This is a genomic window from Treponema sp. Marseille-Q3903, assembly GCF_014334335.1.
Taxonomy (GTDB): Bacteria; Spirochaetota; Spirochaetia; order Treponematales; family Treponemataceae; genus Treponema_D.
Map to the genome: position 1 here is coordinate 1 of NZ_JACSEU010000002.1, position 20,636 is coordinate 20,636.

The 20,636-nt window shown below is 38.5% G+C and carries 21 protein-coding genes; 9 read left to right on the top strand and 12 right to left on the bottom strand.

The window, feature by feature from the left end:
* The first annotated feature begins 198 nt into the window (after window positions 1-198).
* Complete coding sequence (locus tag H9I37_RS10025; RefSeq protein ID WP_187382583.1) at window positions 199-759, top strand: DUF5004 domain-containing protein; 561 nt, start codon at window positions 199-201, stop codon at window positions 757-759.
* A 2-nt stretch (window positions 760-761) separates the two neighbouring features.
* On the opposite strand, the gene H9I37_RS10030 is transcribed toward H9I37_RS10025, so the two are convergent.
* From H9I37_RS10030 to H9I37_RS10075, 10 genes are all read right to left on the bottom strand, one after another.
* Window positions 762-2,285, bottom strand: coding sequence for a dihydroorotase (locus H9I37_RS10030; RefSeq protein WP_187382584.1), 1,524 nt, complete (start codon window positions 2,283-2,285; stop codon window positions 762-764).
* A gap of 31 nt (window positions 2,286-2,316) precedes the next feature.
* On the bottom strand, window positions 2,317-2,760 hold the full coding sequence (locus H9I37_RS10035; protein WP_187382585.1) for an aspartate carbamoyltransferase regulatory subunit: 444 nt from the start codon (window positions 2,758-2,760) through the stop codon (window positions 2,317-2,319).
* A gap of 41 nt (window positions 2,761-2,801) precedes the next feature.
* The gene (gene pyrB / locus H9I37_RS10040) at window positions 2,802-3,725 is read right to left on the bottom strand and encodes an aspartate carbamoyltransferase (RefSeq protein WP_187382586.1); all 924 of its coding nucleotides are present in this window, start codon (window positions 3,723-3,725) and stop codon (window positions 2,802-2,804) included.
* Between the two features lie 153 nt (window positions 3,726-3,878).
* Complete coding sequence (gene fabV / locus H9I37_RS10045) at window positions 3,879-5,132, bottom strand: enoyl-ACP reductase FabV (RefSeq protein ID WP_187382587.1); 1,254 nt, start codon at window positions 5,130-5,132, stop codon at window positions 3,879-3,881.
* A 144-nt stretch (window positions 5,133-5,276) separates the two neighbouring features.
* A complete protein-coding gene (gene fabF, locus H9I37_RS10050; protein ID WP_187382588.1) occupies window positions 5,277-6,533 on the bottom strand; it encodes a beta-ketoacyl-ACP synthase II in 1,257 nt (418 codons plus the stop codon).
* A 23-nt stretch (window positions 6,534-6,556) separates the two neighbouring features.
* Complete coding sequence (pta, locus tag H9I37_RS10055) at window positions 6,557-7,588, bottom strand: phosphate acetyltransferase (RefSeq protein ID WP_187382589.1); 1,032 nt, start codon at window positions 7,586-7,588, stop codon at window positions 6,557-6,559.
* 94 nt (window positions 7,589-7,682) lie between these two features.
* Complete coding sequence (locus H9I37_RS10060; RefSeq protein ID WP_187382590.1) at window positions 7,683-8,654, bottom strand: RluA family pseudouridine synthase; 972 nt, start codon at window positions 8,652-8,654, stop codon at window positions 7,683-7,685.
* Between the two features lie 55 nt (window positions 8,655-8,709).
* On the bottom strand, window positions 8,710-9,732 hold the full coding sequence (locus tag H9I37_RS10065; RefSeq protein WP_187382591.1) for a radical SAM protein: 1,023 nt from the start codon (window positions 9,730-9,732) through the stop codon (window positions 8,710-8,712).
* Window positions 9,733-9,738: 6 nt separating this feature from the next.
* Window positions 9,739-10,770 carry an aspartate--ammonia ligase gene (gene asnA / locus H9I37_RS10070; RefSeq protein WP_187382592.1) on the bottom strand — a complete coding sequence of 344 codons (1,032 nt, stop codon included), beginning with the start codon at window positions 10,768-10,770 and terminating at the stop codon, window positions 9,739-9,741.
* 21 nt (window positions 10,771-10,791) lie between these two features.
* Entirely contained in the window at window positions 10,792-11,322 is a 531-nt protein-coding gene (locus H9I37_RS10075; protein WP_187382593.1) for an adenine phosphoribosyltransferase, read from the bottom strand.
* Between the two features lie 331 nt (window positions 11,323-11,653).
* Between H9I37_RS10075 and H9I37_RS10080 the strand changes: the two genes are divergently transcribed.
* Complete coding sequence (locus H9I37_RS10080) at window positions 11,654-11,884, top strand: hypothetical protein (RefSeq protein WP_187382594.1); 231 nt, start codon at window positions 11,654-11,656, stop codon at window positions 11,882-11,884.
* A gap of 50 nt (window positions 11,885-11,934) precedes the next feature.
* Complete coding sequence (locus H9I37_RS10085) at window positions 11,935-12,468, top strand: hypothetical protein (RefSeq protein WP_187382595.1); 534 nt, start codon at window positions 11,935-11,937, stop codon at window positions 12,466-12,468.
* Window positions 12,469-12,478: 10 nt separating this feature from the next.
* Here H9I37_RS10085 and H9I37_RS10090 read toward each other — a convergent pair whose 3' ends face one another.
* The gene (locus H9I37_RS10090; protein ID WP_187382596.1) at window positions 12,479-14,314 is read right to left on the bottom strand and encodes a hypothetical protein; all 1,836 of its coding nucleotides are present in this window, start codon (window positions 14,312-14,314) and stop codon (window positions 12,479-12,481) included.
* A gap of 12 nt (window positions 14,315-14,326) precedes the next feature.
* Window positions 14,327-15,304 (bottom strand): hypothetical protein, encoded by a 978-nt coding sequence (locus tag H9I37_RS10095; protein ID WP_187382597.1) that lies wholly within the window; start codon window positions 15,302-15,304, stop codon window positions 14,327-14,329.
* 135 nt (window positions 15,305-15,439) lie between these two features.
* Between H9I37_RS10095 and H9I37_RS10100 the strand changes: the two genes are divergently transcribed.
* The 6 genes from H9I37_RS10100 (at window position 15,440) to serC (ending at window position 20,612) form a co-directional block, all read left to right on the top strand.
* Entirely contained in the window at window positions 15,440-15,991 is a 552-nt protein-coding gene (locus tag H9I37_RS10100; RefSeq protein WP_187382598.1) for an STAS domain-containing protein, read from the top strand.
* A gap of 535 nt (window positions 15,992-16,526) precedes the next feature.
* Window positions 16,527-16,973, top strand: a complete 447-nt coding sequence (locus tag H9I37_RS10105; protein ID WP_187382599.1) for a PTS sugar transporter subunit IIA — start codon at window positions 16,527-16,529, stop codon at window positions 16,971-16,973.
* A gap of 87 nt (window positions 16,974-17,060) precedes the next feature.
* Complete coding sequence (locus H9I37_RS10110) at window positions 17,061-17,501, top strand: hypothetical protein (RefSeq protein ID WP_187382600.1); 441 nt, start codon at window positions 17,061-17,063, stop codon at window positions 17,499-17,501.
* A 151-nt stretch (window positions 17,502-17,652) separates the two neighbouring features.
* The gene (locus H9I37_RS10115; RefSeq protein ID WP_187382601.1) at window positions 17,653-18,438 is read left to right on the top strand and encodes a transglycosylase SLT domain-containing protein; all 786 of its coding nucleotides are present in this window, start codon (window positions 17,653-17,655) and stop codon (window positions 18,436-18,438) included.
* 364 nt (window positions 18,439-18,802) lie between these two features.
* Window positions 18,803-19,417: a redox-sensing transcriptional repressor Rex gene (locus H9I37_RS10120; RefSeq protein ID WP_187382602.1), complete on the top strand. Its 615-nt coding sequence runs from the start codon at window positions 18,803-18,805 to the stop codon at window positions 19,415-19,417.
* A gap of 67 nt (window positions 19,418-19,484) precedes the next feature.
* On the top strand, window positions 19,485-20,612 hold the full coding sequence (serC, locus tag H9I37_RS10125; protein WP_187382603.1) for a 3-phosphoserine/phosphohydroxythreonine transaminase: 1,128 nt from the start codon (window positions 19,485-19,487) through the stop codon (window positions 20,610-20,612).
* The last annotated feature ends 24 nt before the right edge of the window (window positions 20,613-20,636 follow it).

The window sequence follows — 20,636 nt, forward strand, 5'->3', positions numbered from 1 at the left end:
ACCTTATATATAGATTCATTCAAAAAATCTTCTGTTTTAATCAGACTGCAATCTGAACTAACTGAAAACGAGACGGTGAAAATTATAAAATCAGAAGTTCCTTTGTCATTGCATATTTTTGACGATGACGGATTTTCTGCATTTATTGATTTAAACAAATTCAAAAGAAAATTAACAAATCTGAGGGTGTATTTTTAGATGAAAGTTTTTAGATATTTTTTTGCCATCGTTTTAATTTCGTCAAATTTATTTGCTTTTTTTTCGTGCAAAGCCGAAGATCCATCATTTTTGATGGGGGAATGGAACTTAAACAGAACTGTAAAGACAGAATTGTTTTATGATAAAGAAGACCCGACTTCTGTTTTTGCACATTTTTTTATGAAACAAAAGATAAAATATTTGTTCAATGAAGACGGCAGTTTTTCAAAGACAATTTCACAAGCTTTTAATAAAATCGAATACATTGAAGAATATGAAAATCTGTTTTCGGACGAACAAAAACAAGAGATTTTGAATTCTTTAAAATCTTCAGACTCAGAATATGTCATAAACGGTAATTTTTCTTTATCGTCAAAAAAAATAATTTTTGAACCTGTGAATTATCTAAAAAATGGAACTCTTCATGATTTTTCATCAGCAGATGATGATGGTGATTCATTTTTAAAACTGCATGTCAAGCCGGCAAAATATTCTCAAAAAGATGGAAAATTAATCGTTGACGATGAAGTCGGCAATAAAGCTGAATTTGTACGCAATTAGCTCTATCTTTCAACCACGAGGCGTCCATCAATAAACAGACCTCTTACATAGCCGGTAAGCGTTTTCCCTTGAAACGGACTAGCTTTTCCTTTGCTGTAAAACAGAGAAGTGTCTACTGTCCATTGCTCTTCGGAATCTACAATTGCAATATCTGCGTCGTATCCAGGCTTTAATAAACCTTTTTGCAGTCCTAAAATACGAGCGGGGTTTGCAGACATCAACTGACTGAGCCTTTTTGGACTGAACTGGCAGTCTTTTACCAAAACGCTGTTGCAAACAGCAAATGCTGTTTCAAGCCCTGTGAATCCCGGGGCGCCTGAAGCTTTATCTTCGATGGTATGCGGCGCGTGGTCTGTTGAAATTACGTCGACAGTTCCGTCACGCAATGCTTCCAGCAAGGCGACTCTGTCATCCTCACTTCTCAAAGGCGGATTCACGAGAGCGCGAATGTAAGGCTCGTCTGTTCCACACAAAGCCAGATGATGAGGCGTAACTTCACATGTTATATCAAATCCGCCGGAAGCCCTTTCAACCGGAAAAAAATGTTTTCCGTCTTCAAAAGCTTGATAAGCGGCGTCGGCTTCGTCTGCATTGTAGTCTGCACGCTCATCTAAAAGCTGTTCTTTTGCAACGCGGATTGCATTGATTGCTCCGACTGTACTCACGTGCGCAATATGGACATGGCATCCTGCTTCTTTTGCAAGCATGATATTTCTCTCGGTTGCTAAATCTTCCGCCAGCGCTAAAATATCGTTTGCTTTTGTCAGGTTCAAATCAATCTGATTTATCGCTTCGGCATTTTCATCATCGTCTTCATCAAAATCAGAATCTGAAGTCCCCCACGCTGAAAGTCCAATCTCTTTCATTGTATCAAGTGCCTGCTTACGGAACGGTATTGCATCGAGAGCGAGCGTGTTATCTTCGGAATGGCAGCTGACTATCACACCTTTTTCTGCCGCTTTTGTCATTCCGTCAAGCATCACAGATGCAGACAACACATCATGACCGTCTTCAGTGATTACAGGAACATATTTTTTTTCAATAAAATCAAGGTGTGAAGTGTCTGTTCCGCCAAAATCTTTTGTAATGCTGACTGTCTGAAAAAGATGTGTAAGACCTATAGCGACAGCCTCTCGTTCAATTTTCATTGCCAAATCAATAGAAGAAACTACAGGATTTGTGTTAGGCATAGCGACAACTGTTCCAAATCCACCGGAAGCCGCCGCGTGAAGTCCGCTCTGTAAATCTTCTTTTTGAGTCTGTCCCGGGTAACGCATGTGGACATGCATATCTATAAATGCCGGAGTAACGGAGAGCCCGCGTGCATTGTAAAGTTCAAGTTTAGTTGTTTCATCGAGACCGTCTTCATCCATCACTGCACGGGCTATTTTTTCGAGAGTTCCAGAAGTTGTATAATATCCTTGAAATACAGAACGAATTTTGCTGTCGATCAAAAGGACGGCGCCGGGTGTGTCCATAGATTCATCAAGAAGACGAGCGTTATAAATCAATATTGCTTTCATCATGCACCTCCAGTTTTCACAAAAACAAGCCGTTTTAGTTTTTAGATTTTTCGCCGCCTGCAACATACAATGTGTCGCAGTATTCGCATCTATACAAGCACTTTGCTCTGTCAGCAAGGATAAAAGTAGGTTTTACATAATGTTCAGTTTGTGTTATGCAGCGCGGGTTTTTACAGTTGAAAACTCCTTGAACTCGGGCAGGCAATTCCATGTTGATTTTTCGAACAATTTTTTCGTTTTCAATGACGTTTACGCATATATCAGGATCTATAAAACCGAGCACTGAATAATCGATGTTTATGATGTTGTCAACTTTTATGATATCTTTTTTCCCGGATTTTTGCGATTGAACATTTTGAATCAAGCAGGATGTAAAATGCGATTTGTTCAAACCAAGCCACTGGTAAATTTCCCAGCCGCTACCAGCCCGAATATGGTCGATTACAAGACCGTTTTTGATTGTGTTTACGTTTAACATTTTATTCTCCCATAAAAATTCTGCGCTATCGGCATGATTTTTTATAAACTTCCTGTAAGTTTTGCTATCAAAGCCATTCTCGCATACATTCCGTACTTGACTTGTTTGAAGTATGCAGCACGTGGATCATCATCAACTTCAGGCGTGATTTCATTGACACGCGGAAGCGGATGAAGCACAATCATTTTTCTCTTTGCCGCCTTCATTTTTTCTTTGTCAAGGATATAACTGTCTTTAAGACGAATATAATCCTGTTCATTAAAAAAGCGTTCTTTTTGAACTCGTGTCATGTAGAGAATATCGAGCTGGTCAATAACAGCATCAAGGCTTTCAACTATTTCATATTTTATTCCGGCAGGCTCAAGGACATTTGCAATCAGATAATCAGGGACTGTGAGCTCTTTTGGGCTGATGAAGATAAATCTGTTGCCCTTAAAATGGCGAAGAGCTTCGGCGAGCGAGTGAACTGTTCGCCCGAATTTTAAATCACCGCAAAAACCGACTGTGAGATTTTCAAGCCCTCCTAAAAGCCGCCTGATTGTGACAAGGTCTGTCAAAGTCTGTGTCGGGTGATAGTGACCGCCGTCGCCCGCATTTATGATTGGGCACAACGAATACTTGCTTGCGAGCAGAGCAGCTCCTTCTTTTGGAGTACGCATTGCGATTACATCTGCATAGCTTGAAACTACCCTGATTGTATCTGCAAGTGTTTCTCCTTTTGATGCCGAAGTGCTGTCCGCATCTGAAAAGCCTTCTACTGAGCCGCCTAAACGGAGCATTGCCGCCTCAAACGAAAGACGAGTTCTAGTGCTCGGCTCAAAAAAAAGTGTCGCAAGAATTTTCCCACGACACACATCTTGAAATGATTTAGGATCAACAATAATCTGTTCTGCCAACGAACAAATTTCTTCAATTTCGAAAACTGTTAAATCATCAGGCTGAATTAAATGACGGCCGTCCAGCATCGTAATACTCCGTGAAATTTTTATTAATTTTAATAGATTTCACAGAGTGTTACAACAGGCGCAAATATGCTACAAATGGCGCAAATGTGCTGTCAACAGGCGCAAAAGTGCAACCAAGAACGCATTCTCGCCATCAGATGATAAACAACAAACTTAAATCCGGTCCATTCTTGCAACATCTGCCGAATAATCTACGCCTTCAACATCAAAACCGTTTGTAGCGTAAAAGTCGTGTTTGTAGCCTTTGAGATCGCAAATTTCAGCAATGTTTTCATCTGTAACTTTCGCCATCAATCTGTCGACTTCGGCTTGAACATCAGGTTGCATTTCTAAATCGTCAACGCGGATGCGGTTTTCGGAATCTACAGGAACTTTTCCTGCTGAGGAATTTTCACCTGTGTAAAGGCGTTCGGCAAACAGTCGTTCCATCTGCTCAATACATCCTTCGTGAGTTCCCTTTGCCTTCATAACTTTGAACAGTATTGAAAGATACAAAGAGATGATAGGGATAACTGCAGACGAACGTGTGACGAGCCCTTTATTTACAGAAACGTAAGCAGCACCGTTCAATTCTTTTGAAAGTTTTTCATTCAGTGAATGAGCTGTCGCTTCCAAATGTTTTTTAGCCTGACCGATTGTTCCGTCACGGTAAATTGCGTGGCTCAACTCAGGACCTATGTATGAATATGCGACTGTGCGGCAACCTTCGGAAAGAACTCCGGCATCAAAAAGCTGATCTATCCACAACTGCCAGTCTTCACCACCCATAACTTTTACAGTGTTTGCAATCTCTTCTTCATTTGCAGGTTCAGCTGCCGATTCTTTCAAAGTATCTGTAAGAATGTCAATTCCTTTTCCTGCATAAGTTTTTCCAATCGGCTTTATGACAGATTTATATAGAATATGATTTCCTTCCGGACTGTTTGGGTCAATTTTATCAGGATCTGAACGAACAGGAGATGCCAATGAATAAACTATCAAGTCAAATTTCTTTCCGTGTTTTCTAGCTTCGTCAATAATCATCTTGCGTGTTTCGTGACTAAAAGCATCTGCACTGAATGTCTCTGACCAAAGTCCATCTTTTTTTGCTGCGCGGTCAAAAGCAAGGTTGTTGTACCAGCCTGGAGTGCCGCTTTTTGTTTCCGTACCGGCTTTTTCAAAAGAAACTCCGATTGTGTCTGCGCCATATTCAAAAGCTGCCGAAATTCGACTTGCAAGTCCATAACCTGTAGAACATCCTAAAACCAGTACAAATTTAGGACCATCTCCGCCTTCTTTCAAAGATTTTGTTCCGCGTTTTACTTTCTGTGATTTTACATAAGCAATCTGATTTTCTACATCTCTAGCACATCCGATTGGGTGAGCGTTGAGACACATGTTTGAACGAACCATTGGTTTAATAATCATTTTATACTCCCAAAAAAAATAAATCGAAATAATTTCGATTCGAATTTAAGCACATTTATGAAATAAAAATGTGCTGTTTATAACAAGTTTGCGACGCAAACAACTCAGTAAAAAAAATGCAAAAGCAGTTTTAGATTTACTATATTAAATTTTCTTAAATATGACACAGCCGTTGTGTCCGCCAAATCCAAGTGAACAGCTTGCGACTGCATTCAATTCACATTCAACTCCTTTGTTTGGCGTGTAATCAAGATCACAGCCATGCTCAACATCAGGGTTATCAAGATTGATTGTTGGCGGAACAAAATTATCTTCAAGAGCTTTGATACAAAAAATCGCTTCAATTGCTCCTGCCGCCCCAACAAGATGACCTGTTTCACTTTTTGTTGAAGATATGTGAAGTTTATATGCATGTTTCCCAAAAACCGATTTCAGCATTATTGTTTCTGAAACATCGTTTGCAACAGTTGAAGTTCCGTGTGCGTTGTAATACTGAATATCTTCAGGAGTCATTCCCGCATCTGCAAACGCCTTTTTCATTGCAAGAACTCCACCTGCCCCATCAGGACACGGAGCTGTAATATGATAGGCATCTGAACTTCCGCCATAGCCGGCTAATTCTGCATAGATGTGTGCACCGCGCTTTTTTGCATGCTCGTATTCTTCAAGAATAAGAACAGCCGCACCTTCCGCCATCACAAAACCGCTGCGGTCACGGTCAAACGGTCTGCTTGCTTTTTTTGGATTATCGTTGAACTTTGTCGTAAGTGCGGAAAGTGCTTGGTAACAGCCAATATCAAACCCTGTTACATTTGCATCGACACCGCCTGCAAGACACACATCCATGCGCCCAATTCGTATCATATCTAGCGCAAGCCCAAGAGCATCTGTTCCGGAAGCACAAGCTGTCGAAAGAGTCCATGCAGACCCGTGAATTCCAAAGTGCATTGCGACACCGGCTGACGGCTCATTGTTCAAAATAAAAGGAGCGGTCAACGGAGGGATTCTGTTTACGCCGCAATTCGGGTCATAATACTTACTATATGCGTTATCGCATTCTTCAGATATTCCGATTCCTACCCCTGTTATGATTCCTGTATTTTCTTTTCCAATTGTTTCAGCAGTGTAACCGGAATCATTTACGGCTTCAATGCTTGCCCCAAGTAGAAATTTTCCAACACGGCTGATTTTTCTTGCCATTTTACGGTCAATATCGTAATTGTTTATATCAAAATCTTTTACTTCTCCGGCAATACGAACAAGGTGTTTGGATGCATCAAAAAGAGTAATATTCGCTATTCCACTTTTGCCATTTTTTACAGCGTTCCAGCTGTCATTTACGTTGTTTCCAACAGACGAAACGCATCCTAAGCCTGTAACTACAACTCTTCGCTGTGCCATTAACTACCTCAATAAAATATTAATTAAGCCTGCAAGGCAGTTACAGCAACTGTCGCTACGATATCATCTACGTTGCAGCCGCGGCTCAAATCGTTCAACGGTTTTGCAAAACCCTGACATACAGGACCAATCGCCATCCAGCCACCCATGCGCTGGCAAATTTTATAACCGATATTGCCTGCGTTGATATTCGGGAAGATAAATGTATTCGCATGACCCGCAACTTTGCTTCCTGGAGCTTTGAGTTCTCCTACCTCAGGGGAAACTGCCGCGTCAAACTGCAATTCTCCATCCAATTCCAAATCTGGACGAGCCGCTTTTGCGAGTTCCGTCGCTTTTTGAACTTTTGTCACAGTATCATAGAATTTTGCATCGTTTCCTGAACCTTTTGTAGAGAAAGAAAGCATTGCTATACGCGGATCAATTCCTGCAATCTTCTTTGCAGTATATGCGGAAGCGATTGCGATATCTGCCAGCTGTTCTGCTGTCGGTTCAATATTTATAGCACAGTCACCAAAAACAGCAACTCCATCAGGAACGTATTTATTGCCATGTTCAGGAGCAACCATGATAAAACAAGAAGAAACAGTGTTGAATCCTGGCGCAGTTTTTATTACCTGTAAACCAGGACGCAATGTATTTGCTGTTGAATGGCATGCACCTGATACAAAACCGTCAGCATCTCCTGCTTTAAGGATAAGAGCCCCGTACATTGTGTGATCTTTTAAGATAGCAGCTTTTGCAGCCGCAACATCGGCATATTCAGGCTCATTTGTCTTTTTGTTGATTTTTCCTTCGCGAGCTTTGTAAAGAATCTCTGCATATTTGTCTGCGTTAGAGTCTTTAGCAGGATCAATAATTTTTACTCCACTCAAATCTGCATTTGAACCACTTGCTTTAATGTCTTCATCAGAACCGATAAGAATAATTTTCGCGATTCCTTCTTTTACAATTTTTGAGGCAGCATCTACAACTCGTCTGTCTTCTCCTTCGCACAAAACTATAGTTTTACCGATACCTTTTGCTTTTTTGAGCAATTCATCTACAAATGACATTGTAATACCTTCTTTTTATAAAAAAATTATAATTTATTTTACCAAATTATACTCTTCATAACAATTGCCTTGCCGTACAGAACATAAACAGAAATCACCAGTCAACAGGGGAACGAACATCAAAATTAAGTTCACCTGAATTTGCCGACAGACGAGCTGCATGAAGATACATCCTTTTTGCAGAGCTGCCGCCGTAAAGATTATCGCCGAGAATAGGCATTCCTTCTTCACTCAAGTGAACGCGAATTTGATGAGTCCGTCCGGTAAATAAGCTGCATTCAATGAGAAAACAATCTTTCCCTTCAATTTTGCATTCTTTGAGGATTTTAAAATTCGTTTTTGAATATTGACCGCCCCTCGTCTCCTTCAAACTGCCCCATTTTCCTGTCTGAGATTTTCCACTGACCCGGCCAATAAATTTTTCTACAGTAATGGCGTCTCCAACTTTGCAAAAAAGAGTTTTAAGTTTTTCACTATTTTTGCAAAGCTTTTTTTCGACAACAGCAAAATATTCTTTTGTGAAATCGTGCGACTGAAAGACAGCGGAAACTTCTTTATTGATGATTCTATTTTTTGTAAACAAAATCACTCCGCTGGTCTCGCGGTCAAGGCGGTGCATAATTCCGACATAAGGAGGATTCCTCAAAGAGCAGTTCCGTTTCCAAAGATAGCTGACAACTTCGTCGTGGAGATTTGCTCTATTTCCCGTGATTGTCTGTTCTGTTGGAAACATCGCCGGCTTGTCTATAAATATAAGATTTTCATCTTCAAACAAAACATCTTTGTCCGACAATTCAAACTCGACATCGTCAGGTTGTTTTTCAAAAAAAAACTTTTCACTGTCAAAGTTTACTGACAAATTGGTATTGCCGTGCAGCTCAAAAGCAGGACGCATAATCTGTCTGCCATCAACAGAGACTGAACCGGACATAATCAATCTGCGAATTTTTGAATTTGAGATTTTAGAATCGGACGGTGAGTTGTTCAACGCAAGCGGTAATTCCCTCCGCAAAAATTCATCAAGTCTTATTTTTTCAGATGTGCTGAACGAAAATTTTTTATTCATAATCAAAAAAAATGCAAATCATATTGAATCTTCTATCGCGCACGCACGCACCGTTTTACAAATTCCCTTGAACTTCGTAATCAGGAAATTCGCCGTTAAAAAAAATGTTGACTTTGCATTGCTCCATGCAGACATTTTCCGAAAAAGAAGCTATGTCAAATGATTCAGGGCCAAAAATGTCGTCAGGATTGTAAGAAGTTTCCACCGTAGATTTTTCATTTTCGCCCGCAAGTCTTGCCATCGCTCCGTTCAACCTTACAATATCGTTGACAAGCGTCAAAAGGTTGTGGCAATGTTTTTCTTCGTACTTTTCATCAAGAAAAAGCAACTGCATTCTTTCTATTGATTTGTGATTTTCATTTTCGGGAACAAACCCGCTTTTATAATCACAGTTGTTACATCGCTGCCATTCTGCAAAATCGGCAAAAAAACTTGAAGGGTGAATGCGCAGCGGTTTCAGCACAGAAAGAAACCACGGAACTGCTCGTCCATTTGAATAAAAAGTTCTGCACGCAAAAGAAACGTCCCTGCAATAACGTATGTCGTTTGCCGAAAACAGACCTGTGACTTTCGGCTCAATCGATTCAATATATTTATCTTTAATGTCAGAATAACGGACCTCTGTCTGAGGAAAATCTATGTGATTCGGATATTGTTGAACGGCAAAATCAAGACGCTCCATAAACGATTTCAACGTGTCGCCGACAGATACTGCATAGGTGATGTCAAAACCGAAAACAATCCCGGCATCGTTCAAAATTTTCGATTTATTTGCGTAAAATTTTCGATCGAACAGAATTTTTCCGCCTTTTTCTGTACATTCAAACGGAATTTCAAGAGAGCAGAAAATGCGAGATGCTGCAGCGGCGACTTCGCGGTCAATAACGCTTGCATCTACAAGAAAAGAGACAAATACATCTTGTGCATGTTTTTCAATAAGATTTATCAATCGCAAAAGAAGCTGCTTATTTTTGGCAACCCTTTCGTCAACAATTGTGAGCTCTGTTATTTTTTTTTCGGAAAGAGTTAAAATCTGAGATTCAAGCTCTTCCAATCCGAATTTGTATTCGTTCTTCATCAAGCTTTACAATAAAACGATTCCACGCTTTTTGCAATCTTCCTTGATTTCGTCTGTCCAAACACTGACTTGAGTTTCACCGATGTGAACTTTGCGAAGAAGGAACATGCAGAGCCTTGACTGTCCAATTCCGCCGCCGAGAGTCTGAGAGAGCTCTCCTTTCAAAAGTTTTGAATGAAATTTAAACTTTGTTTTTTCCATCATATCGCGTTCTTGGAGCTGAGCTTTAAGACTTTCAGGGCTTACGCGAATACCCATCGATGAAAGTTCCAAAGCGCAGTCAAGCAGAGAATCCCATACGAGGATGTCGCCGTTCAATCCACGGTGACCGTCCCCGCTCTCTGTAATCCAGTCATCATAGTCTGGAGCTCGCCCATCATGGATTGTCCCGTCATGAAGTTTTCCACCGATTCCTGTGATAAAAACCGCACCGTATTCTTTTGTAACTTTATCTTCGCGCTCTTTTGGAGTCAACTTCGGATATTTTTTCTGCAAGTCGTCTGCATACAAAATTTTGATATCTTTTGGAAGAACAGGTTTTATAGACGGATAACGATCGTAAAGAAAAAATTCTGTTCGCTGTAGACAGCGGTAAACTTTTTTTACTATTTCATGAAGATAATAAACAGTTCTATCGTTAGGGTCGATTGCCATCTCCCAGTCCCACTGATCAACATAAATTGAATGAATAGGGTCAAGGTCTTCATCAGGACGAAGGGCATTCATATCTGTGTAGATACCGAATCCAGGCTCAAGTGCAAGGTCTGTAACTTTCAATCTCTTCCATTTTGCAAGCGATTGCACAATTTCCATCCGTTGATCATTCAAAGCTTTTACAGGAAAACTCACCGGGCGCTCAACTCCGTTCAAATCGTCGTTGATTCCCTGTCCTGCACTTACAAAAAGAGGAGCAGTTACGCGAGTTAAATTGAGTTCCGTACTCAGCGCAAGCTGAAAAAAATCTTTTATAGCTACAATCGCATGTTCTGTTTCTTGCGTATTTAAAATCGATTTATATTTTGATGGCAGTTTAATCATAAGAATTCCTTATTATAAGTTTTACTCCACGTCATAATTTAAAAGCGTAGTCACCTTTGCCGGCGCGAGGACTTTTTCATAATTCAAAAACGGAAGTCCAATCACACCAAAAAAGTCGGAAACTTTGCCGCCGCCCTGCTCAATCAGGTTTTTAGACGCCTCTAGCGTACCGCCTGTTGCAATCAAATCGTCTACAACAAGAAAACGCTGACCTTTTTGTACATCGGACTTGTGAATTTCTATTGTCGCAGTTCCGTATTCAAGAGAATAGCTGCACTTATATGTATCTCCTGGCAATTTGCCTTTTTTGCGAATTAAAACAAGAGGAATGCCTAGCCTTTCTGCCAACGGAGCTGCAAAGATAAATCCGCGGCTTTCAACACCTGCAACGGCATCAATTCCGACATCTTTATATTTTTCAACCATCTGCTCAATGACAAATTTAAGTGCATCAGGATTGACCAATATGCCTGTTATGTCATAAAAAAGAATACCCTGTTTCGGAAAGTCTGGAACACGGCGAACAGCCTTATCGAGCATTTCTAAAGTCATATAAAACCTTCTAAAAGAAAATAAAGAAAATAACGATTTATTATAATTCTATAGATGATTTAGAGCAATAGCACATGATTGAAAAGCCGCTTTTGAAAATCAGCGTCAAAAAGAATTGCGGATTGCCTGAACACTTTTAAAAAATACTTCGAAAAAAAACATTGACAGATATATATCGCAGTGGTACTTTATAGAAAAAAAATACGCTCTCTGTTACAAAAAATACATGCGGACGGTGTCGGGAAAAAAGAGACTTTTATGAAAAAAAAATTAACTAAAACAATTTTATTTGTTTTAAGTTTAGGGGCTCTATTGTTGTCATGCAGAAATAATGAAAAATGACTATGGAGCTGCAGCCGATTATGCAGAAAACTCTATGGGAATCGGTTATGGGATTTTATCAAAAGAAAGCAGATCTCTAATATACTGCTCTGCTTTGGTATGGCAAAGCTGGCGATATTTAGACAGAAGCTACGATATGTCTGCCGGATTCCAAGTTTTTCCTGCAGAGATTGCAAATTCTATGCAAACAAAATTAGTCGCAGCCTATTCTAATAAATAATGTTCTAGGAACATTATCAATAAATCTATATTTATGAGTGAGGAATTTTTATGAAAAAAATAATTTTTTTATCAGCACTTTTTATACTGTCCTGTTCTTTATTTGCGGAACACAGGATTCAGTTTTCATTGGACAAAGATGTCTTCAGCGTATACGCGGAAGAAAACGCGCCTACATTTACGGACGGTTTTCATCTGTTCCCTTTTCATGCGGAAGGCGGTTCTTTATCTTACATTTTTGAATTTCCGTCGGAAAACAGACTGCACTGGCTTATAGGAGGCGATGTCGGCTGGAACGCTTGGGGAGCAAACATCTGCGGTCAGGGTGGGGCTTCAGTCTCGTTATATCAATCTGAAGATGCAAATTTTGATTTACAATTTCTTACGAAATTCGGCTTTTTATTTCATCTTTACAATCAAGTGTCGGTTGATTTCATCATTTCACACAAAAAAAATCACACTTTCTTTTATGGATTAGGATTGCATAACTCCGCAAGAGCCTTATTCTCAAAAGATGCAAAATATAAATTTCAAAAAGCTACCGACCAGATAGGATTTCAGGTATTTTGCGGATATAAATTCTAGTTTTTCTTAATCATTTTCTGGAACATCTTGCGAGGAACAGTATTGAAGCAAAAATCAAAACAAGCGTGTAAAATACTGTTCCCGCAATCATCCCCCGCGCAATTCCGAATCCGCAAAGTAAAACATAGTTTAATATTTTGAAGACAAACAGCGACATCTTATAAAAAACAGAAGAAATTGCAAGGACCGGTACAAATCCGAACGCCCACGAAAACTTGACATATTGATTTTGCTCAATTCTATTGTTCCACGCCAAAGATGCCAGAAGAACAAACAGAATCAAAATCCAAAATGGATAAAAGAGCCTGTTCATCATTATATGACTATAGATTTGCCCGCAAAAACCGTGAGAGTCGGCTTTAAAAGCAGCGTTTATCAGTGTCAAAAGTTGCATATTTTGCGGATTACCCGAATTGTGCTCAAGCATTAAAAGATCATCATAAGATATTGAAAGGAGCATGTAATCCGGATTTGAAGAAGTTTCACCATTTGCATAAATATACTGCGGTTCTATCGTTTTTCCGGGTTTATCGCGTTCAACCGATTTAAACATTAAGTAAGGAACTTTTTTTATTTTTTCATCAATTCCCATAAGTTGTTTTGTATTTGGAGTCAACGTGTTCACAGAAACAGGCAACACTTTTGCATAAGGAACATTCATCGTCCTAAATAATTCGCCGTTTCTGTTTATAGACTCGATTGTCAAGCTGCGAAGATACTGAATCGAATCACCTGTTCCTTCAACAGCTGTCATGCCCTTAAAATAAATTATATCGCGTGAACCGTCCTTATAATTGCAGACAAAGTGGACATCGTTGGCATTTTCAAAACTTTCAAGCTCCAGAGTTTCATCTATAAAAAAGAATCGTTCGTTTATACGGTTTTCTGCGATCTTAAGATAAAATACAACATCAGGGTCTGACTGAAATTCGCGTGACGACTGATAGAGCTCTCGGAAAATATAATACGCTTTCAAATCATTTTTTTCGACAAGTGCCAAATATCCTTTGTATTTCATATCAAAAAGCTTCTGGTCTCGAGTTTTTTCAAGATTGTGATATTCAGTGAGATTGTTCCACGCTGCTGTTGAAAGCTTTTTCAATTCTTCAAAGTTAGGGTCTTTCGGAGAAGCGAGTTTTATTCCAAGTTCTGCAAAATAGTGAGCGTTGAACCACTGCTTTTTATCAAACGCTTCTTTAGACTTTTGATAATATTCGTACACTTCTTTTAATTGCCCCGGCTCAATCCGAACGCGGTCAACTTTTTCCGCCTCTTCAACAGATTCGTAAAGTTTGATGCGGATATTGCTGTTTTTCGCACGCGTTAATTCTACATCGGCTTTATCTTTTAAACTTGACGCCTCGACGGAATTCGGGTCTAGTTTTAATGCTGCATCACCATAAAGCATTGCCCGTTCATAGTAGCCGTTATCGAAAAGGTTGTTGCCGACTTTTATGTATTCATTTATGAGTTTCGGTCTGTTTATGATGTTCTGCTTCTTTTGCCCTATAAAAACTCCCAAAACTTCAGTTGAAATTGAAAGCACAAAAACAATTACTATTGAAGAAATCATCACGCTTTTATAGCGCTCAACCATTGCTTTTGAAAAACGAGATGTACTGCCTTCAGGATTGCGACCAAAATATACTGCACAGCTTACAACAAACCCGGTAATAGTTATCACAGGAATATAAATTAAAAAATATTCCAATCCTGTAAATAATTTATAAACAAAAGCAGATTTTGTGGGAACAGAAATAGGAATGCCTTTTACAAACCCGATTGAAATACAAAAAATCACCCCTAACACAAGGAAGAAAGATAAAATGCCCAAAATTTTTTTCATATCTACTTTCTCCTATATTGCATTTTTTCTGTGAAGGCTGACAAAGAAACGCACAAGCCCGACTATGATAAACAGCAGCATAAAAGCGCAGTTGACAATAAAAATAAACGGATCGTTTGTAAACTTTGAAAGCAGAGCGAAAAATCCATTGTCTGAAATTCTCACGATGATTTTATTAAAAAAACTCAAATAATATAGAGAATTTACAACAAGAATTATTACAGTCATAAAGAACAGCAGAACGGCATTCAAAAGCTTCCAGCTAAAAAAACTTGTAAGGCTGTAAAGAGAACTTATGATAAAACCTATAGAAAGAAAAGCTGCAAAATAAGTGATTCCGCTTTTGAGATTTTTTCGTCCGGCTTTGATGATAGCTTTTACGTCTACAGGAAGATGAATTCCATCATAACTAAAAGTTTCTTTAACCAGCAATTCATTATAAGGTGCAGCTTTTTTTATTAAATCAAGCAATTTATCATTTTTAATATTTTTGTATTTAACTTTACCGTTCTCATCTGTATCAATGATGACAGCAGTTGTCTCTTCGGTTTTTGAATCAGCTTCGGAAATATTAAAATCATCTATAAGATAGTAAATCTTGTTATCTAACTGACGGAAATAGTTTTTAGAAAGTGTCACTTCCTTAGTCTGATGCGGCAAGCGTTTATAACAAAAATCTTCAGCAAAATAAAGACAAGGCAGTAGGACAACCCATGTTATAAGACAAATCAGAACATAAAAAATAAACTGCCATATTCCACCGGGGTGCCTGATTCTGTAATACGAAACAAGCGGACATATAAGGATAATCATGTAATACAAAGCTGTGAACAAAGAATTAACCATATCAACATTAGAAAAGAATTTTATTTCAGAGCCTGCAACATAGTTTTGTATATTGATATAAAATGAATAAATAATTGCAATAGCTATTGTACCACTGATAAAAAAGAGAAAATACATTCCAAATAAATTTAACGCTTTCTTCATATTTCTATTATCGTCAAATAAATAAATAATATTTAATTAAAACTAAATGTAGAAAATATACTTCATTGCCGATAATCGGTTTGACATAAAAGTCATTTGTTATATATAATATCAGAAATATAGATAGGATTTTTTATGGATAACAACGCAATAGTTCCGGGTTTTGATTCAGAAAAAGATGATAGTCTCACTATAACTCTAAGAAAAGCTGAAAAAGTTAATCGCGGACTTTTTGTATACCTTACAGGGTATATTGACACATACAATTCCATTTTTTTCCAAAAGCAGATTACAAAAGCGATTGAAGCAGGCTTTGTGAACTTAATTTTTAATTGCTCTTCGCTGAGCTACGTTTCATCAACAGGAATTGGGTCGTTTACAGTTTTTCTCAAGATTCTTAAGCCAAAGGGCGGAGATATTGTCCTCCTTGAAATCCAACCTAAAGTGTATGAAGTTTTTCAGCTTCTCGGATTTTCACAATTCTTTAACATCAAGAATTCCGCTGATGAAGCTATTGCATTTTTTAACAGCGCAGCGAGCACTACGGAAGCTTCTTTATTTCCAATCATAATCACTTGCCCTGTTTGCAATAAGAGGTTGCGCGCTACAAAAGCCGGTCGTTTCAGGTGTTCGGGTTGCCGTTCCATACTTGCAATAAGTGAAGACGGAGAAGTTTCTCTAGGCTAAATTGCACCGGTAGATTTAGAATCCAGTTTGAATAAAGTTTCAGACTGGATTTTTTTTTATCTTTAATATCACACATAAAGATACTGCATTAATTCACAGAAATTTCGTATTTATACACAAGTTGCACACAATTTACGCACAAGTTATCCACATCATTTATGCTAAAAATGTGTCAAAATGACATGTCAATAGATTTTATCGTTTTTTTTTCATCTTTTTAAGAATTTATCAAAAAACTTTGTATTTCATTACAGTATATATATTTACAAACAACAACTTTACTGCTACTTAATTTTTTTTAGTGTACATTAACAAAATAACCTACATTTTTATTTTTGATAATTCAAAACCGAAAAATAACCTACAATTTGTCCACACTTTATCCACAATTCTTTGTTTCACGAAAATGTTTCACGCCTCTTGCAAAATCGATAGCTTTGGAACACACAACACAATCGCACTTATACCGATATTTTAAGCACTTAGGGGATTTTTCTACTTGACAATTTTCGCAAGTGGAAATAACATTTACATTATGGACTTAAGAACAGTATTAACTACAGACACAGTAGACCTTCATTTAAAAGGCACAACAAAAGAAGAAATCGTTGACGAAATGCTCGACGTCTTGTATAAAGCCGGAAAAGTAACAGACAAAGCTGCTGCACGCGAATGTGTATTGGACCGCGAACGCAAAATGTCAACAGGAATGAAACATGGAATCGCAATTCCTCACGGGAAAACAGACACTGTAAAAGATTTGGTTGCTTGTATTGGAATTTCTGATAATCCTGTAGATTTCGATTCTCTAGATCAGGAACCATGCCGCATCTTTATCATGACATTGTCTCCAGTGAATAAAACAGGGCCTCACCTTCAGTTCCTCGCTGAAGTAAGCCTTCTTTTTAAGAGTCCTGAAAAACGTCAGGAAATTCTTGACACACAAGATAAAGCTGAAGTTATCCGTATTTTAACGGAATAGATTTTTCCAAATAATATTTGGTTTTACTCAAATAATTGTCGGGCTAACATCCCCGACAGTTTTTATTTAACATGAATGGAGGTTCACATGAAACTCACTCCTGTCTTCACAGTAAAAGCAAACAAACTCTACAAAATTGCAGACAATTCTGCTGTCGACACGTCGGCTTTCCGCCGTATAGAAATACCATGGAGCACAGTAGAAATTGAGGAAGACTCTTATAATGAAGAATTCCTCTCCTTGCTCCGAGAACAACTCAAAAAACTCGATGATTTGGGAGATTTTGCAATTCTTGTTCCGATTGTAGACAAACCTCTCCAAACTCAAGAACAAGTTGAACGCTTCATCAACTCATATAATCACGCTGCCCGCCGTGTAAAAGATTGTGTAAGTGTTGCAGGCTATGAACTCCCATCCGAGCTTAAAGATATCAAAAACTTTATGGAAACGATTGCTCTAAAGCATGCACAGTACGTTTATTTCAGCAAAACAGAAAAGATTCCGTCAGATATGATTGTTTTGTATTGAACAGTCAATACATGTACTTAACCGCAAGAAAACGCAGCATTTGCAATAAAAACATATTTTTTTCATCATTTTTCTTCAAAATTCGCTTGCATAATTGTTTCATTTGTGGCATTATACCCGCGTTGTCTTTAGACAGACAAAAGGATATTTTATGCAGTGTAAAAAAGAAGCAAATCGTTTTGCACAAACATGTTTCTCTGTATCTTTTCTTAGCATTCTTCTTGTTACAGCGGGATTGTTGACGCATTTTTTGCTTCCAAATGAAGAAACACCTGATAAGAGATTTAAGTCTCCTCAAATAACGATTGCAGATCTTTCAGAAGAAACCGAAGAAGAACTTTCTGCAGCTTTTAGAGATTATTTTACTGAAGTTTCTTTACTGAAGATGTCGGAAAATGTAGATGACGGTCTAAGGCTTTACAGACAACCATTGTCAAGAACAGCTGTCGAATGGTTTTATTTTCAAATTGCCGGAGATAAAAGTGTCGTTCAGGCAATCCTTACAGAAGCTGAAAAAAATAATATTCCGCTTTCGCTCGCATTTGCGCTTGCTCATACGGAAAGCAATTACAACACAAAAGCAATCAATAGAAATTCTAACAATACGCTTGATAGAGGATTGTTCCAGTTGAACAGTAACTCTTTCCCACAACTAAAAGAAGCAGATTTTTTTGATCCGTCGATAAGCTCAAAATACGGCATGACGCATCTTAAATTTTGCTTAAATACAGCCGGCAACGAAGTCTCTGCGCTTGCAATGTATAACGCAGGAACGGGACGTGTTCGTTCAAATAAGACTCCACAGTCTACTTTGAACTACGTTGGAAAGATAATATCTTACCAAAAAATGCTCGACCAGCTGTTCAGCGAGCAAGTTTCTGCTTACTTTGAAACTCAACTTGTTCCAAGTATATCAGTCGCTTACGCGCATAATTAATTCAGCCTCCTAATTTTTGAGAGAGATCGGGTTTCGTAGTTTTTCCCGATTTCTCTTTTTTTTGTTTAAAATCATTTCGATACGATTTCTCTCTATGTAGATGCAACAGAGCTTTTGCAACAAGTGATTCCCTGCAAAGCTGTTTTCAATATCATTTCAATATCAATAGATGTTTTGCGCAAATGTTTTCCCACAAAAATTTTCCCGCAAAGCCTGATTGTCGAACTGATGTTGATTTATTTCAGCTTTACTGTTATTTTTTTAACAATAATCAATAAAAAAAGCAAATTTTACGATGATTTCACTCTGTTTTATCTTTTATCATCTTATTTCAAATTGACGATGCCGGAGGTTAAAATTTATAATGCAAACTGTAACTGATTTACCGGAAGCCACTAAAAAAAGGCTCGTTCAGCTGCTTCAGATTTTGAAAGAATGGCAAGACAAACGGATTACATCAGCGGAAATAAGTGAAAAAACATGCTGGAAAGATTCGCTTATCCGACATGATTTATTTCTGGTAAAAAAAATGTGCGGTTTGAATGTCCAAGGCGTTTCAAACGGTTACAATGCAAATGATTTACGGGATTCTATAGAAAAACTGCTCGGTTTGGAATCAAAAAATCTATGCATTGTTGGATTAGGAAGACTTGGTGCCGCCTTGCTCGATGAAAACTTGTTTGAAGAAAGCAATTTTTCCATCAAAGCCGGCTTCGATTCAAACTTATACAGAGTCGAAATTTTGCGTTCGATTTTTCCGCTTTACCCTTCGGACGATATGGCGAGGGTTATAAAGCATGAAAAAATAGAATACGCAATTCTAGCTGTTGCCGATAAATCAGCTCAGAATATGGCAGACAAGCTTGTCGATTCTGGAATAAAAGGAATTGTAAATATGACGAACGTTGTGATAAAGGTTTCAAATGGAGTAAAAGTGGAAAACCTTTCCATCATAAACGCTCTAAATTTAATTAAATAGATTCCACGCTGTCCCGCTGATTTTTATGCGGTGCCTGTGTGGTTCAATAAAACAAAGAGGTATAACAATGAGTAGAGTGTACAATTTTAGTGCAGGTCCTAGCTGCCTACCGGAAGAAGTTCTTAAAGAATGCGCAGCAGAGATGCTTGATTACAAAGGAACCGGGCAATCGGTGATGGAAATGAGCCACCGCTCAAATGTATATGAGCCTATAATTGAAGATGCGGAAGCGATGGTTCGTAAGCTTATGAAAATCCCGGAAAACTACAAAGTTCTTTTTTTGCAGGGAGGAGGCTCTACGCAGTTTGCGATGGTTGCAGAAAATCTAGGTATTCACTCCGGTAAAGCTGCGTATATTGAAACAGGTGTATGGGCAAAAAAAGCTGCTCAGGAAGCAAAGCATCTCGGTGTTGAAGTTGACGTGATAGCTTCATCAAAAGATAAAGGATATTCGTATATTCCAAAAGTAGACAAAATCGAGGGCGATTACGACTACGCTTACATCTGTTTTAACAATACAATCATGGGAACTCATTACGAATATATTCCTGATACTGGGAACATCCCGCTTGTAGCAGACATATCTTCTTGCATCCTTTCTGAAGAGCTCGACGTTTCAAAGTTCGGGCTTCTTTTTGCCGGTGCTCAGAAAAATCTTGCCCCTGCCGGCGTAACGCTCGTGATAATCCGTGAAGACTTAATTCCAGAACCGGAGCAATGCCGTGCGGGAACTCCTACGATGTCTATGTATAAAACTCACGCAGATAACGGTTCTATGTACAACACACCTCCGTGCTATACAATCTATGTGCTTGGAAAAGTTTTGCATTGGGTTGAAAGCAAAGGTGGAGCTGCAGGTATTCACAAGCTCAATGTTGAAAAAGCCGATTATCTTTACAATTTCCTAGACAACAGTGATTTCTATCATGCAACTGCACAAAAAGGAAGCAGATCTTTGATGAACGTGCCTTTCCTTACAAAATATTCTACCGGTGCTACCGATGAAGCAAGCATTGCAAAAGAAAAAGAGATAAACGATAAATTTGTAAAGGAAGCGACAGCGGCAGGGCTTGTAAATCTAAAAGGGCACAGGTTAGTCGGCGGAATGCGCGCATCTATCTACAATGCTATGACACTCGACGGGGTCAAGGCTCTCGTTGAATTTATGAAGAAATTTGCTGAAGAAAACAAGTAATTTTAAACAATGCTGAACACAGCT

Coding starts and splice junctions, on each gene's coding strand:
- H9I37_RS10025 (WP_187382583.1), top strand. CDS start 199: ATGAAAGTTTTTAGATATTTTTTTGCCATCGTTTTAATTTCGTCAAAT.
- H9I37_RS10030 (WP_187382584.1), bottom strand. CDS start 2,285: ATGATGAAAGCAATATTGATTTATAACGCTCGTCTTCTTGATGAATCT.
- H9I37_RS10035 (WP_187382585.1), bottom strand. CDS start 2,760: ATGTTAAACGTAAACACAATCAAAAACGGTCTTGTAATCGACCATATT.
- pyrB (WP_187382586.1), bottom strand. CDS start 3,725: ATGCTGGACGGCCGTCATTTAATTCAGCCTGATGATTTAACAGTTTTC.
- fabV (WP_187382587.1), bottom strand. CDS start 5,132: ATGATTATTAAACCAATGGTTCGTTCAAACATGTGTCTCAACGCTCAC.
- fabF (WP_187382588.1), bottom strand. CDS start 6,533: ATGGCACAGCGAAGAGTTGTAGTTACAGGCTTAGGATGCGTTTCGTCT.
- pta (WP_187382589.1), bottom strand. CDS start 7,588: ATGTCATTTGTAGATGAATTGCTCAAAAAAGCAAAAGGTATCGGTAAA.
- H9I37_RS10060 (WP_187382590.1), bottom strand. CDS start 8,654: ATGAATAAAAAATTTTCGTTCAGCACATCTGAAAAAATAAGACTTGAT.
- H9I37_RS10065 (WP_187382591.1), bottom strand. CDS start 9,732: ATGAAGAACGAATACAAATTCGGATTGGAAGAGCTTGAATCTCAGATT.
- asnA (WP_187382592.1), bottom strand. CDS start 10,770: ATGATTAAACTGCCATCAAAATATAAATCGATTTTAAATACGCAAGAA.
- H9I37_RS10075 (WP_187382593.1), bottom strand. CDS start 11,322: ATGACTTTAGAAATGCTCGATAAGGCTGTTCGCCGTGTTCCAGACTTT.
- H9I37_RS10080 (WP_187382594.1), top strand. CDS start 11,654: ATGAAAAATGACTATGGAGCTGCAGCCGATTATGCAGAAAACTCTATG.
- H9I37_RS10085 (WP_187382595.1), top strand. CDS start 11,935: ATGAAAAAAATAATTTTTTTATCAGCACTTTTTATACTGTCCTGTTCT.
- H9I37_RS10090 (WP_187382596.1), bottom strand. CDS start 14,314: ATGAAAAAAATTTTGGGCATTTTATCTTTCTTCCTTGTGTTAGGGGTG.
- H9I37_RS10095 (WP_187382597.1), bottom strand. CDS start 15,304: ATGAAGAAAGCGTTAAATTTATTTGGAATGTATTTTCTCTTTTTTATC.
- H9I37_RS10100 (WP_187382598.1), top strand. CDS start 15,440: ATGGATAACAACGCAATAGTTCCGGGTTTTGATTCAGAAAAAGATGAT.
- H9I37_RS10105 (WP_187382599.1), top strand. CDS start 16,527: ATGGACTTAAGAACAGTATTAACTACAGACACAGTAGACCTTCATTTA.
- H9I37_RS10110 (WP_187382600.1), top strand. CDS start 17,061: ATGAAACTCACTCCTGTCTTCACAGTAAAAGCAAACAAACTCTACAAA.
- H9I37_RS10115 (WP_187382601.1), top strand. CDS start 17,653: ATGCAGTGTAAAAAAGAAGCAAATCGTTTTGCACAAACATGTTTCTCT.
- H9I37_RS10120 (WP_187382602.1), top strand. CDS start 18,803: ATGCAAACTGTAACTGATTTACCGGAAGCCACTAAAAAAAGGCTCGTT.
- serC (WP_187382603.1), top strand. CDS start 19,485: ATGAGTAGAGTGTACAATTTTAGTGCAGGTCCTAGCTGCCTACCGGAA.